The organism is Methylomonas paludis, from assembly GCF_018734325.1.
Lineage (GTDB): Bacteria > Pseudomonadota > Gammaproteobacteria > Methylococcales > Methylomonadaceae > Methylomonas > Methylomonas paludis.
The window spans coordinates 981,349-995,212 of sequence record NZ_CP073754.1; the positions used below are offsets into that span (position 1 = coordinate 981,349).

12 protein-coding genes are annotated in these 13,864 nt (G+C 48.7%); 9 read left to right on the top strand and 3 right to left on the bottom strand.

The window, feature by feature from the left end; all coding sequences use genetic code 11:
• Position 1: 1 nt before the first annotated feature.
• The 3 genes from cas1f to map all read right to left on the bottom strand — a co-directional run bounded on the left by cas1f (position 2) and on the right by map (position 5,225).
• A complete protein-coding gene (gene cas1f, locus KEF85_RS04530; RefSeq protein ID WP_215583531.1) occupies positions 2-898 on the bottom strand; it encodes a type I-F CRISPR-associated endonuclease Cas1f in 897 nt (298 codons plus the stop codon).
• 917 nt (positions 899-1,815) lie between these two features.
• On the bottom strand, positions 1,816-4,431 hold the full coding sequence (gene glnD, locus KEF85_RS04535; RefSeq protein ID WP_215585009.1) for a [protein-PII] uridylyltransferase: 2,616 nt from the start codon (positions 4,429-4,431) through the stop codon (positions 1,816-1,818).
• Between the two features lie 29 nt (positions 4,432-4,460).
• The gene (map, locus tag KEF85_RS04540; protein WP_215583532.1) at positions 4,461-5,225 is read right to left on the bottom strand and encodes a type I methionyl aminopeptidase; all 765 of its coding nucleotides are present in this window, start codon (positions 5,223-5,225) and stop codon (positions 4,461-4,463) included.
• A 279-nt stretch (positions 5,226-5,504) separates the two neighbouring features.
• On the opposite strand from map, the gene rpsB reads away from it, so the two are divergent.
• From rpsB to KEF85_RS04585, 9 genes are all read left to right on the top strand, one after another.
• Positions 5,505-6,254: a 30S ribosomal protein S2 gene (rpsB, locus tag KEF85_RS04545; protein WP_215583533.1), complete on the top strand. Its 750-nt coding sequence runs from the start codon at positions 5,505-5,507 to the stop codon at positions 6,252-6,254.
• A 112-nt stretch (positions 6,255-6,366) separates the two neighbouring features.
• A complete protein-coding gene (gene tsf / locus KEF85_RS04550; RefSeq protein ID WP_215583534.1) occupies positions 6,367-7,245 on the top strand; it encodes a translation elongation factor Ts in 879 nt (292 codons plus the stop codon).
• Positions 7,246-7,474: 229 nt separating this feature from the next.
• Positions 7,475-8,194, top strand: a complete 720-nt coding sequence (gene pyrH / locus KEF85_RS04555) for a UMP kinase (protein WP_215583535.1) — start codon at positions 7,475-7,477, stop codon at positions 8,192-8,194.
• Position 8,195: 1 nt separating this feature from the next.
• The gene (gene frr / locus KEF85_RS04560; RefSeq protein WP_215583536.1) at positions 8,196-8,753 is read left to right on the top strand and encodes a ribosome recycling factor; all 558 of its coding nucleotides are present in this window, start codon (positions 8,196-8,198) and stop codon (positions 8,751-8,753) included.
• A 12-nt stretch (positions 8,754-8,765) separates the two neighbouring features.
• Complete coding sequence (gene uppS, locus KEF85_RS04565; protein ID WP_215583537.1) at positions 8,766-9,539, top strand: undecaprenyl pyrophosphate synthase; 774 nt, start codon at positions 8,766-8,768, stop codon at positions 9,537-9,539.
• Positions 9,540-9,639: 100 nt separating this feature from the next.
• On the top strand, positions 9,640-10,545 hold the full coding sequence (locus KEF85_RS04570) for a phosphatidate cytidylyltransferase (protein ID WP_215583538.1): 906 nt from the start codon (positions 9,640-9,642) through the stop codon (positions 10,543-10,545).
• Positions 10,542-11,726, top strand: a complete 1,185-nt coding sequence (gene ispC, locus KEF85_RS04575) for a 1-deoxy-D-xylulose-5-phosphate reductoisomerase (protein ID WP_215583539.1) — start codon at positions 10,542-10,544, stop codon at positions 11,724-11,726. Before KEF85_RS04570 ends, ispC begins: the two co-directional genes overlap by 4 nt.
• A gap of 2 nt (positions 11,727-11,728) precedes the next feature.
• Complete coding sequence (gene rseP / locus KEF85_RS04580) at positions 11,729-13,093, top strand: RIP metalloprotease RseP (protein ID WP_215583540.1); 1,365 nt, start codon at positions 11,729-11,731, stop codon at positions 13,091-13,093.
• 60 nt (positions 13,094-13,153) lie between these two features.
• Complete coding sequence (locus KEF85_RS04585) at positions 13,154-13,864, top strand: DsbC family protein (RefSeq protein WP_215583541.1); 711 nt, start codon at positions 13,154-13,156, stop codon at positions 13,862-13,864.

A 13,864-nucleotide genomic window follows, 5' to 3' on the forward strand; every position in this document is an offset into this window, starting at 1 on the left:
GTTAAGCGCTGGGCTGGTCGGTTGGGTTTATGTCGCCGTTACAGGCGGCGGTTAGTTCGGCAAATAAACATTTCAGGGCTTTAATTTCATCCAGGGTTGCCAGGGCACGGCGCCGGAACTGACTTTCGTTTTCTTTATTGGCAACTGCCAGAAATGCGTTGGGCATGATGGCGGCGTCTTTAACCAAGTCGGCAAGGTCAAACACCAATGCACCGCGCCGAGTTTTACCGTGTAATACCGGCAGGCTGTGGGGTATGCCCAATATCCATAAACTGCAAGCCGCCAAACCGTAAGCCAGATAATTACCGTTATCCAGAAATTGATTGGTCAGATCAAGCGCTTTGGGTTGGCGGGTAAATTGGGTGCTGAAGTGCCGGGATAGTAGGGCGTACAGTTGTTTGGCGAACCAGGCTTCGGCAATTAACACGCCCTGAGTGTCGGCGGCTGCGGCCACCCTGGCCAGAAAGTTGTCGGCGATTTCCCGACAGTTGATTTCTACGCCGTCCAGTTTCAGCCAGACTTTACAAACCAATTCAGCACGTACTTTTTGCCAGTGCTTGGCAATCGCCAGCCGGCTTACCGGATTTTCCCATAAGGGATACCATTTTTGCAGATATTCCGGTTCGCGGTATTCGTTAAGGGCGGCAAGATAAATCGGTGTAGCGCCGCCGGCGCAAAAGCCGATTAACATGCCTTGCGAGGCGGCCAGCCGCGCAGCCTGTTGAGTGATTGAAGTGCCGGGGCCTAACAGTAATACCGAGGTATTGCCATAGGGTATGGCGAAATGCTGCTCCAGGGCCTCTTTGCGTTTGACATAAACCAAGCGTTCGTCGGCTGCCTGTACCCGGCAATGCTCTAGATATTCTATGGTGGTTTTATGAGTTGGCAAAATCGGCATGATTTTAGTGGTTAACCCGGCAATTCCATTGGGCTGAACAGCATAAGGGCTAATCAAAAATGCCGCAATTGATATTTAAACAATAAAGCAGTGCCAAATTTTTTAATTTTTGGCATAAATGCCAACCCTAACGGTATCGGATTCGTTGCGGTTCATCATCAACCCCTAGTAGTCGACCAATCTTATTTTGACGAATACGGCATATGATGTGCCAAACCCAATAAAACCCATCGCTCGAAGCTAACCACTTATTTAAAATTGATTTACGGTTATTAAAGCCAGGAATCCGTAGCCTCGATGCAACGCAGTGGAATCGAGGAATTCACCGCGCAGCCTCAATCAAACCAGCGTCAGCAGACTTCATCAATACCCACCACCGCTTCAACCAAAATCAACTATCAACACAAACACAGCCTCAATCAAAGCGACCCGTAGCCTCGATGCAACGCAGTGGAATCGAGGAATTCGCCGCGCAACCTAAATCAAACCAGCGTCAGCAGACTTCACCAATACCCACCCCTCTATAACCAAAATCAACTATCAACACAAACACAGCCTCAATCAAAGCGACCCGTAGCCTCGATGCAACGCAGTGGAATCGAGGAATTCGCAGCACAACCTAAATCAAACCAGCGCCAGCAGACTTCGCCAATGCCCACCCCTCTATAACCAAAATCAGCTATCAACGCAAACACAGCCTTAATCAAAGCGCCCCGTAGCCTCGATGCAACGCAGTGGAATCGAGGAATTCACCGCGCAGCCTCAATCAAACCAGCGTCAGCAGACTTCATCAATACCCACCACCGCTTCAACCAAAATCAACTATCAACACAAACATAATCTTAATCAAAGCGACCGCCATGTAATTTGCCAAACCCAATAAAGCCCATCGCTCGCAGCTCGCCACCCCAACAACCTCAAGCATCATTGTGTAATAACTCCAAAATGCGCTCCTGGATTTGGAGTTGTTTATCGGCATCACCAATTTGCTGACCCTGCTGGTCGGTAATATAAAACATGTCTTCAGCCCGGCTACCGATGGTGGTAATCTTGGCATCATGCAATTGCACGTCCAGTTCACTAAAGGCCTGGCCTATAGTCGACAGCAGCCCGGCCCGGTCAGTGGTAATCAGCTCAATAATGGTATGGCGCTGATAAGGATCATCCAGGAAGGTGATGCGGGTTGGAATCGGAAAGTGGCGGGCCTGACGCGATTGTTTATGCAAATTGCGGGGGTGGCGATTGACCCGTTTGCTTAACAGTGCCTGGCGCAGCGAACTGGCGATATGTATTTCCTGAAACAGATCTTTAATCGGTTGGCCGGATTGTTGCAGCACCTGAAAACTGTTCAACACATATTGATCAGCAGTGGTAATGATGCGGGCATCCAGAATGGTTAAGCCCAGTTGATCCAGCGTGGCGGTACAGGTGGAAAAAATGCCGGGTTGATTATGGGTATAAACAAAGATTTCCGCGCTGCTGCGTTGAGTTTGCGGGCGCAGCAGCACCAGCGGCAATTCGGTTTCGGCGCTGGCGGCGATAGCGATGGTATGCCAGGCAATTTCGTCCGCCGAGTAGCGCAAAAAATAGTCTTCGCTTAAATGCCGCCAGGATTGGTCAATGCTGGTGGTGGAAATGCCCAGTTTAAGCAATTCCTGACGGGCTTCACGGGTATTATCGCTAATGCGTTCCGAGCGGGCCATCGGATTGTGCAGGCCCCGGTGCAAGGCATTATGGGTGGCGATATACAATTCTCTAAGCAGCGAGTCCTTCCAAGAGTTCCACAGGCTGGGGCTGGTGGCGCGGATGTCGGCCACAGTCAGCAGGTATAAATGGTTTAGATATTCTATGCTGCCGACTTGCAGCGCAAAGCTATGGATAATCTGCGGGTTGCTGATATCTTTACGCTGCGCAGTCATAGACATCAGTAAATGGTTCCGCACCAGCCAGGTGACCAGCTTGATGTCATGGGTGGGTAAATCGTGCTGAAAGCAGAATCTTTCAGCAATGGTAGCACCCAATTGCGAGTGATCGCCGCCCCGGCCTTTGGCAATGTCATGAAACAGCGCGGCAATATACAGAATTTCCGGCTTGGGGATCAGCAGGAATATTTTATTGCAGAACGGCAATTCCTTGCTGTGCTTGTCCAGCGAAAACCGGCGCAGATTGCGAATTAAAAACAGAGTATGTTCATCCACAGTATAAATGTGGAACAAATCGTATTGCATGCGCGCAACAATATTGGCAAAGTCCGGCAAATACGCGGCCAGCACACCGTAACGGTTCATGCGTTTTAATTCATGAGTAATGCCGCGCGGTTGGCGCAATATTTCCAGAAACAGCCGGTTGGCCTGTTTACTGGTGCGGAAGGCCTGATCGATTCGATGCACGTTTTTGCGAATCAAACGCAAAGTGCTGGCGCGGATGCCTTTTAACGAAGGTAATTGCTGAGCCAAAAGAAATATTTCCAGCAATGCCAGCGGATTTTCGGTAAAGACCTCGTGATTGGTAGCTTCCAGATAGCCGCCGATTGCCGAGAAATCGGCGCTGATCGGTATGGGTTTCAATTGATCAGGATCGCTGATCAGCTTCTCATTTAACAATTGCAGCAGCATTTCATTCAGACGTTCAATGTCCACGACCGTCTTGTAATAAAACTGCATAAAGCTTTCAACATCGGGCTGCTGATCTTGATCCAGATAACCAAACCAGGCCGCCAGTTCGCGCTGGTAATCAAACAGCAGCCGGTCTTCGCTGCGATTGGTTAATAAATGCAGAGCAAAGCGCAAGCGCCACAGAATTTGTTTGGCGGTAATAAAGCTGTGATATTCGGATTTGGGTAAATAGCCGTACTTAATCAGCTCGTTCAGACTGGCCGCATGATAGTGGCGTTTAAATACCCAGGCAATAACTTGCAGATCGCGTAAGCCGCCCGGACCTTCCTTGATATTGGGTTCCAGATTGTAGGCGGTTTCATGAAACTTGCTGTAGCGATGCTCTTGTTCGGCAATCTTAACCGGTAGAAATTGTTCGGAAGGCCAAAGTTGGCGTGTGCTCAGCTGAGTTTTCAGGCTTCGGAACAGCTCGGCATTGCCGGTGATCAGCCGCATTTCCAGCAAGCTGGTGAAAATAGTCTGATCGTCACCGGCGGCTTCCAGGCATTCGTCGATACTGTGCACACTTTGGCCCGGTTTCAGACCGATATCCCACAGAAAACGGCTGAAATTGGCTAATTGTTCCTGAAACAACTCTTTATCCGCCGGACTGGCGATAATCAAAATATCGACATCAGAATGGGGAAACAGTTCAGTGCGGCCATAACCCCCGGTAGCAATCAAGGCCAGGGCGTGGTTTTTGACACCCAGAAAATGCTGCCAGCAGCATTTCAGCAAACCATCAGTGAAGCGTGATTTAGCAGTCAGCAAGCTTGACACCGACTGATCCGGTCGAAACCGTAATCTTAGCCCCTGAGAATGCGTTTGAATCAGGGCCTTAAAAGCTGCCGCCGGATTGGGTTGGGCAAAACAGCTGATAGATTTACGAACCGGTAACTCGACTAGATTCACCGTTCTTCCTCACGTAAAGTCAGAATTTCATAGCCGGTGTCTGTCACCAGCAGCGTATGTTCCCATTGAGCGGAAAGGCTGTGATCCTTAGTCACGGCGGTCCAGCCGTCAGCCAGGATTTTCATGTGCGGTTTGCCCAGATTCAGCATGGGTTCTATGGTAAATATCATACCCGGCTCGATAACAGCCCCATCGCCGCGTTTACCGTAATGCAGCACATGCGGCTCTTCATGAAACTTTTTGCCGATACCATGGCCGCAAAATTCTCTGACCACAGAATAACGATTGGTTTCGGCATGCTTTTGAATCGCGTAACCGATATCGCCAAAATGGGCGCCGGGTTTGACCTGTTCAATGCCCAAAAACATGGCTTGGCGAGTAATCTCCACCAGCCGCCGGGCGTGCGGGCTAACCTCGCCGACACAGAACATCTGGCTGGTGTCGCCGTGATAATCGTCTTTAATCACCGTAATATCAATATTAACAATATCGCCGCTTTTCAGTTTTTTATCGCTGGGAATGCCGTGACAGATTTGATGATTAATCGAAGTGCAAATCGATTTGGGAAAACCGCGATAATTTAATGGCGCTGGAATTGCCTGCTGCACATTGACAATGTAATCGTGGCAAATTTGATCCAGTTCCTCGGTGGTAACGCCAACCACAACATGGGGTGCAATCATTTCCAGCACTTCTGCGGCCAGTTTACCGGCAATTCGCATTTTGGCAATTTCGTCAGCGGTTTTTATTACAATACTCATGCGGTCTTTGCGTGGCTCTTAAATAGAAAACATAGGGTTAATAAGGTTTTACAGTCGCGGTTATGCGGGTGCTTAGTCAGTCTAACAGATTCGGCCTTGTTGTGAAAACGTAATCATGGTATAAAGATAAGTTCACTATGTATTTTTAATACTCACGTCTGTCGACACGATTGATGGGGTGCTGGTTTTAGGCAAGTTTGCCTGGGCCGGTCATCAGTCGGGACAGTACGGAGGCGTAACCCAAAGCCGGAAAATCCGGCAAATTCTTAGGAGAAAACAATGGCCGCAGTGTCAATGCGTCAAATGCTAGAAGCCGGTGTTCATTTTGGACACCAAACCCGTTACTGGAACCCGAAAATGGCACCTTACCTTTTCGGCGCTCGTAACAAGATTCATATCATTGATTTGGAACAAACGCTTCCTTTATTTAATGATGCCATGAATTATCTGGGTCAAATGACTGCCAATAAAGGCACTATTCTGTTTGTCGGCACTAAAAAAGCCGCGCGCAAAACCGTGGCTGATGAAGCCACTCGCGCGGGCATGCCTTATGTCAACCATCGCTGGTTGGGCGGTATGCTGACCAACTTTAAAACCATCAAAAAATCCATTAATCGCCTGAAAGAACTGGAAGCGATGAAAGCTGACGGTACACTTTACCAACGTTTCAGCAAAAAAGAAGCTTTGGGCATGGAACGTGAGCTGGAAAAACTGGAACGCAGTCTGGGCGGTATCAAAGATATGCGCGGTACCCCTGACGTGATTTTTGTATTGGATGTCGGTTACGAAAAAAATGCCATTATGGAAGCCAAAAAACTGGGCATTCCGGTGGTAGGTATTGTGGATTCCAACAATTCACCTGAAACGGTAGATTATGTAATTCCTGGTAACGACGATTCAATTCGGGCGGTTTCTTTATACTGCCAAAGTGCAGCGGCTGCAATTCTGGAAGCCAAATCATTACGCCTGGATGCGTCAGCCAAAGCGGACGACTTTGTCGAAGAAGTCGCTCCTGAAGCAGTAAATTAATTAGGCCGTTAATGCGGCTATGCCGGGCTGATTTATTCGGCCAGGGTGAGTAAGTCTTTTAAACGCCTCCTTAGTGAGGCGTTTTTTTAGTTAATAAACTTGAGGAATAATCATGAGTATTAGTGCGGCTATGGTGAAGGAATTGCGTGAGCGAACCGGATCCGGGATGATGGAATGCAAAAAAGCCCTGGTGGAAGCCAGCGGTGATATGGAATTGGCCATCGAAAACATGCGCAAATCAGGTTTGGCCAAAGCAGATAAAAAATCTGGCCGTATCGCTGCAGAAGGCATTATCGGTGTAAAAGTATCTGACGATGCCAAAACCGTAGTGCTGGTGGATGTCAATTCCGAAACCGATTTTGTTGCCAAAGGCGATGATTTTTCCGGTTTTGTTAACGATGTCACCACTGCGTTGCTGGACAGTGATGTGGAAACCGAAGAACAGTTACAGGGCCTGGTATTGCCTAATGGCAGCACTGTGGATGAAACCCGCCGTGCATTGATCGCCAAATTGGGTGAAAATATCACTGTGCGTCGGTTCGTTAAATTTACCACCAGCACTGGCGGTCAGGCCGCTTACCTGCATGGCAGCAAAATTGGCGTGATCGTAGAGTTGAGCCAGGAAGACGCTGCACTGGGCAAAGATATTGCCATGCATGTGGCAGCTGCCAAACCGGCTTATGTTTCCGGCGACCAAGTGTCTGCTGAAGTAATAGCCAAAGAAAAAGAAATTTTCGCGGCTCAGGCCCTGGAAAGCGGCAAACCGGCGGCAATTGTAGAAAAAATGATAGACGGTCGGATCGCCAAGTTTTTGGCGGAAGTGACTCTGCTGGGTCAACCTTTCATCAAAGACGACAGCGTTACCGTAGGCAAATTGTTGACTTCCAAAGGGAATTCAGTGGTGCGTTTTGCTCGCTTTGAAGTGGGCGAAGGTATCGAAAAGAAAGAAGAAAACTTTGCTGAAGAAGTCATGGCGCAGGTCAGAGCTTAATCCCGCTCCAGAAACCCGGTCGATACCGGGTTTTTTCTGTCGGGCAAGACTTGCTTTAACTGTAATTATTCAACGTCCAAGTGTCCCTTTAAAAACAGCTGGTTGTAGGATGTGCTAACCGCAGTACAGCGCATCATTCGCAGCCAAGTACGTTTTTTAAAAAAGGCTCATGCAACATGACGCTGAATAATTACCTTTAACTTAACATTAATAGCGGATACGTTTGATTATGAGTCGGATAATTTGTCAAAGAATTTTACTTAAATTGAGTGGCGAAGCCCTCATGAGTGAACAGGGCGGCAGTATTGATCCTGATATCGTTCAGCGCTTAGCTCATGAAGTTAAAGATTTGTGTGATGCCGGTATCCAGGTGGGCTTGGTGATAGGCGGCGGTAATATTTTGCGTGGGGCAGAAAAAGTCTCTGCCGGTTTGAATCGGGTGACCGGTGATCAAATGGGTATGCTGGCTACCGTGATCAATGCCTTGGCCATGCAGGATGCTTTGGAATACCTGGGCCAACCGGTGCGGGTAATGACAGCCCTGAAAATTAATCAGGTCTGCGAAGATTATATTCGCCGCCGGGCGGTCAGACATTTGGAAAAAGGTCGGGTCACCATTTTTGCCGCCGGTACCGGTAATCCGTTTTTTACCACGGATACCGCTGCCAGTCTGCGCGCCATTGAAATTGATGCGGAATTAATGATCAAGGCTACCAAAGTCAAAGGGGTCTATTCCGCTGATCCCAATAAAGATCCGGATGCAGTGTTTTATCCGCGTTTAACCTATGACGAGGCTATCGATCAGCGTCTGAACGTTATGGATGCCACCGCACTGGTGTTATGCCGGGAAAATAATTTGCCTATGCGGGTTATGAATATTTTTGAACCTGGAGCGGTAATGCGCCTGATGCAGGGTGAAGATATCGGCTCGCTTATCGTGAGAGAATAGAATGATCAATGATATTCAACAAGATGCAGCATCGCGCATGGTGAAAAGTATCGAAGCGCTGCAAAAAGCTTTTACCAAGATCAGAACCGGACGGGCTCATCCCAGCCTGCTGGATCAGATTTCGGTCAGTTATTATGGCTCGGAATCACCCTTATCGCAGGTGGCCAATGTTTCGGTTGAAGATTCCCGCACCCTGAAAGTGGTGCCTTGGGAGAAAGGTATAGTCCAGGCCATCGAAAAAGCTATTATGTCTTCCGGCCTGGGGTTGAACCCCGCCACTCAGGGTACGGTGATCCGTATCCCTTTGCCGGCATTAACCGAAGAGCGGCGCCGGGATTTGGTCAAGGTAGTGAAAAATGAGGCTGAAGGCGGTCGGGTGGCGATTCGCAATATTCGCCGGGATGCCAATTCCGCGATTAAGGAAGCCCTGAAAGAAAAATTGATTTCCGAAGATGATGCCCGTCAGGCGGAAGATAAAATTCAGAAATTGACTGATCAGTATATTAAGGAAGTGGAAAAAGCCTTGGAAGAAAAAGAAGCCGATCTGCTATCCATGTAATTGAGCGAAATTATGACTGCTAAAGTAGGAAAAATACCGGTAAGCGATGGTGATGTGCCGCGCCATATAGCCATTATCATGGATGGTAATGGCCGCTGGGCGCAAAAGCGGCTGATGCCGCGTATCGTCGGGCATCATGCCGGTGTCAAGGCGGTACGCAAGGCTGTTGAATTTTGCAGCGATAACCATATTGAGGTGTTATCCTTATTTGCCTTTAGTAGTGAAAACTGGCGGCGGCCGCTGGATGAAGTCAGCTTGTTGATGGATTTATTCATGAAAACGCTGCAATCCGAAGTCAACAGTATGATGAAAAACAATATTCGTTTGCAAATCATTGGCGACAAAAGCGGTTTTCCGGAAAAATTGCAGGAAAAAATCCGTGAAGCAGAAGCCCAAACCCAGCAAAACACCGGTTTGACGCTGTTGATTGCGGCCAATTATGGTGGACGCTGGGATATTACCCAGGCACTGCGTAAAATTGGCGAGCGCATTGCCCAGGGTGAATTGCAGCCTGAACAGATTTCCGAACAATTGCTTAACGAGCATCTGGTAACCGCGGGTTTGCCGGAACCTGATTTGTTTATCCGTTCCGGCGGCGAAGAGCGCATCAGTAATTTTTTACTGTGGCAACTGGCGTATACCGAGTTCTATTTTACCGATCGGCTATGGCCGGATTTTGACAAGAATGAACTTGCCAATGCAGTAGCCAGCTTTAAAAGCCGGCAAAGACGGTTTGGGCACACCGGTGAACAAATGGTTGAGAAAAAAACGCTGGCTAATTTATAAATACAATAGTAACTATTCAGCGTCCCAGTGTTCCTTTAAAAATAACAAGACCGGCAACCTTACCCTGAATAATTACCAATAATAATTAATAAGCTAAATTATGTTAATAAAAAGAATAATAACAGCAGTCGTGTTAGCGAGTGTTGCCGTTTTGGCGATTTTTGAATTGCCTACGCTGTATTTTTCCCTGTTCATTGCAATAATTACCTTGCTGGGTGCTTGGGAATGGTTGGCGCTGACTGATGTTGACTCTAAGCCTAAACGCATCCAATTTTTGGTGTTGCTGATCTTGCCGATGCTGGGGGTAACTTATTGGACGGTATTTCTGGAGTTGTTGGGCGATGCCCTGGAATGGCCGGAAGTCAAAGATTATTCCGATGCTCTGGAATGGCTGGTGATTGCACCGGTACTGTTCTGGATAGTAACCATGATCCTGATCAGAAATGCCGGCGGGCAATTATTGGCTATGGCGTTTTCTCCGCGATTCAAGGCCTTTGTCGGGTGGCTGGTATTGTTATCGGCCTGGATGTTCTTGGTAAAACTGCGGGCTTATTACGGCTCGGCTATGGTGCTGTATTTTCTGTTGTTGATCTGGGCGGCCGATGTCAGCGCTTTTTTTGCCGGTAAAAAATGGGGAAAAACCAAATTGGCGCCCGATATCAGCCCCGGTAAAACCGTGCAAGGCATGTACGGTGCTTTGGTCTCTGCCTTGGTGTGCGGCATAGCCTTGCGCCTGTATTATGGTCTGGCGCCGCTGGAAGCCGAAGAAGCGCAAATTGCTATCCTGATGTCGGTGGATATTTTATTCCTGTCGGTTTTGACCGTGCTGGTATCGATTTACGGGGATTTGTTCTTCAGTCTGGTGAAAAGAAAAAAAGGTGTTAAAGACAGCGGCAATCTATTGCCGGGTCATGGCGGCATTCTGGACAGAATAGACAGTGTTATTGCCGCAGCGCCGTTTTTTTATGCCGGTATCGTGTTAATTGGTAGGAGCGTATTTGCATGAAGGGCATTTGCATCTTGGGAGCCACCGGCTCAATAGGCGTCAGTACACTGGATGTGGTGGCGCGCCATCCTGACCTGTATAAGGTGGTGGCTTTAACCGCGAACGGGAATGTCGACGGTCTGTTTGAGCAATGTCTGGTTCACCATCCCGAATATGCGGTGATGGCGGATGCAAGTAAAGCCGATGCGCTGCGCGCCAAAATTGCCGCCTCATCGGTGGCCGACATCAAGGTGTTGGCTGGAGCCGAGGCTTTACAGCAGGTGGCGACCCTGGAAAATGTCGATTCCATCATGGCGGCGATTGTCGGTGCCGCGGGCCTGATTCCCACTCTGGCGGCTGCCAAAGCCGGCAAAACCATTTTGCTGGCCAATAAAGAAGCGCTGGTGATGTCCGGTCAGATTTTTCTGCAGGCCGTGCGTGATGCCGGTGCCCAGTTATTGCCTATCGATAGCGAACACAATGCCATTTTTCAATGTATGCCGGCTGCATACACCACCGGTACAGTTGCCAAAGCGGTGCGGCGCATTTTGCTGACGGCTTCTGGCGGCCCGTTCCGGCAAACCCCGCTGGCCGATTTGGATCATGTCACCCCGGAACAGGCGGTCGCCCATCCAAAATGGGATATGGGCAGAAAAATCTCGGTAGATTCCGCCACTATGATGAATAAGGGGCTGGAACTTATTGAAGCCTGTTTGTTATTTAATGTGGAACCGGATGATGTTCAGGTGGTCATACATCCACAAAGTATTATTCATTCCATGGTCGATTATGTCGACGGCTCGGTGTTGGCGCAAATGGGTAACCCGGATATGCGTACCCCAATTGCCTATGCTATGGCTTGGCCGGAGCGTTTCGATTCTGGTGTAGCGCCGCTGGACATTTTTAAAGTGGGGCATATGGATTTTGAACAACCCGATTTACAACGGTTTCCCTGTTTGAAACTGGCTTATCTGGCCATTAAAGCCGGCGGCATTATGCCCACGGTATTGAATGCTGCCAACGAAATCGCCGTTCAGGCTTTTCTGGATGAGGAAATTCGTTTCACCGACATCGCTAAAATTATTGAACAAACTATGAGTCAATTTAGCCCGGAATCTGCCGATAGCCTGGAACTTGTGCTGACTGCCGACCAGCAGGCCAGAAATGTCGCTCATAGTCTGATCACCGCCTTACCGGCCTAAATATGGAAACCGTCCATACGCTGTTCTACTTTATCGTCGCCATCGCCATTCTGGTGACGTTTCACGAATATGGGCATTTTTGGGTGGCGCGTAAAGCCGGGGTTAAGGTATTACGGTTTTCGATCGGTTTCGGCAAGCGCTTGTATTCATGGCGCAAATCTGCTGACGACACCGAGTTTGTGATATCGGCCATTCCGCTGGGCGGCTATGTAAAAATGGCTGATGAGCGTGAAGGTCAGGTGGCAACAGCAGACCTGCCGCATGCTTTTAACCGCCAATCGTTGTGGAAAAGATTCGCTATCGTGGCTGCCGGGCCGCTATTTAATTTATTGCTGGCAGTGATTTTATTTTGGCTGGTGCTGGTAATCGGCGAGCCGGGTCTTAAGCCGATACTGGGGCCGGTGGCGCCGGGTAGTCTGGCCGCAGGCGCCGGATTTGTCGAGCAGGATGAAATTATCAGTATTAACCAAAAACCGGTCATTACCTGGATGGAGGCACTGGATACTTTGCTGTCTCAGGCACTGAATGGCGAACATCAGCTCAATGTTGAAGTTAAAACTCAGGATGGTGCTCATCAGTTGCGTTTGATCCAGTTGACTGATGCCGATATCGACAATCCCGAACAGTTTAGCCAAAATCTGGGCTTCAAGCCCTGGATGCCGGTGTTGCGGCCGGTGATAGGCAAACTGTTTGAGCACGGTTCAGCCCAGGTGGCCGGCCTGCAGATCGGCGATTTAATTATTAGTGCCGATGGTCAGGTTATCAAGGACTGGCAGCAATGGGTGGACTATGTTCAGGCTAGAGCCGATGTCGAGATCAAACTGGTCATCGAACGTAATGAGATGCCGGTACAATTGTCGATTATTCCGCATAAAGAAGAACGTGACGGTAAAAGCATAGGCAAAATCGGTGCCGGTGTGGATGTACCGAAGGATTTTATGGACGGTCTTAAAGTCGATTACGTATTGTCGCCTTGGGATGCCCTGCCGGTTGCCTTCGAAAAAACCGGCTTTTATGTGACCAGTACCCTGAAGATGATGGGCAAAATGTTTGTTGGCTCAGCTTCGGTGGATAATCTCAGTGGGCCTATCAGTATTGCCCAGTATGCCGGCCAGTCTGCCGATATGGGCTTGACGGCTTTTTTAAAATTTCTGGGCTTGGTCAGTGTCAGTTTGGGGGTGTTGAATCTGTTGCCGATTCCAGTGCTGGACGGCGGCCATCTATTGTTTTTTACCATTGAAGCTGTAAAGGGCAGTCCGGTGCCGGAAAAAATTCAGATGTATTTTCAGCAAGTCGGCATGTTTTTGTTGATGTCTTTAATGATCTTTGCCGTGTTCCTGGATCTGGGCAAATTATTTCCGCATTAATGGCTGAACCCAGCCGGTAATCCACAGTCTATCAATCTCATTTTTCTTATTTGTTTATCTATGAAATCACTTATTTCCATGTTCGTGCTGTTATGGGCTGCCGGTTTTGCCGTCAACGCTGCGGCAGATGAGGCCGCTATTAAAAAATCCTTGAGCGGATTCATGCCCAATACCGAGGTCGAAAGCATCAAGCCTTCTGAAATCAATGGCTTGTTCGAAGTAAGAGTGGGCGCTAATCTGTTTTATGTTTCTGAAGACGGCAAATATTTGCTGCAAGGCCAGTTATACGATACTGTCGCCAAAAAAAATGTCACCGAAACCAAACTGGCCGATGTGCGTAAAGCGGCGCTGGATAAATTGGGTTCGGAAAACATGATAATTTTCAAACCGGAAACCAGCAAATATCAGGTATCGGTATTTACCGACATCGATTGCGGCTACTGTCGCAAATTACATTCAGAAATTGACCAATATCTGGCCCAGGGCATTACGGTACGCTATCTGTTTTTCCCCAGAGCCGGTAAAGGTTCGGATTCCTATAAAAAAGCTATCTCGGTTTGGTGTGCCGCAGATCGTAACAAAGCCCTTACCGCTGCCAAAAAAGGTGAAACCCTGGACAGCAAGCCTTGTGTCAATCCCATTGATGCCCATATGCAATTGGGCGAAGATTTCGGCATGAGCGGCACGCCGATGATAGTTACTGCCAAAGGCAATGTGTTGCCGGGTTATGTGCCGGCATCCCGCTTGGCAGGTATCCTGGCCGGCGAATAA

Excerpts from the sequence above, each read along its gene's own strand:
- cas1f (WP_215583531.1), bottom strand. The coding sequence starts at position 898 with ATGCCGATTTTGCCAACTCATAAAACCACCATAGAATATCTAGAGCAT.
- map (WP_215583532.1), bottom strand. The coding sequence starts at position 5,225 with ATGAGTATTGTAATAAAAACCGCTGACGAAATTGCCAAAATGCGAATT.
- rpsB (WP_215583533.1), top strand. The coding sequence starts at position 5,505 with ATGGCCGCAGTGTCAATGCGTCAAATGCTAGAAGCCGGTGTTCATTTT.
- tsf (WP_215583534.1), top strand. The coding sequence starts at position 6,367 with ATGAGTATTAGTGCGGCTATGGTGAAGGAATTGCGTGAGCGAACCGGA.
- pyrH (WP_215583535.1), top strand. The coding sequence starts at position 7,475 with ATGAGTCGGATAATTTGTCAAAGAATTTTACTTAAATTGAGTGGCGAA.
- frr (WP_215583536.1), top strand. The coding sequence starts at position 8,196 with ATGATCAATGATATTCAACAAGATGCAGCATCGCGCATGGTGAAAAGT.
- uppS (WP_215583537.1), top strand. The coding sequence starts at position 8,766 with ATGACTGCTAAAGTAGGAAAAATACCGGTAAGCGATGGTGATGTGCCG.
- KEF85_RS04570 (WP_215583538.1), top strand. The coding sequence starts at position 9,640 with ATGTTAATAAAAAGAATAATAACAGCAGTCGTGTTAGCGAGTGTTGCC.
- ispC (WP_215583539.1), top strand. The coding sequence starts at position 10,542 with ATGAAGGGCATTTGCATCTTGGGAGCCACCGGCTCAATAGGCGTCAGT.
- rseP (WP_215583540.1), top strand. The coding sequence starts at position 11,729 with ATGGAAACCGTCCATACGCTGTTCTACTTTATCGTCGCCATCGCCATT.
- KEF85_RS04585 (WP_215583541.1), top strand. The coding sequence starts at position 13,154 with ATGAAATCACTTATTTCCATGTTCGTGCTGTTATGGGCTGCCGGTTTT.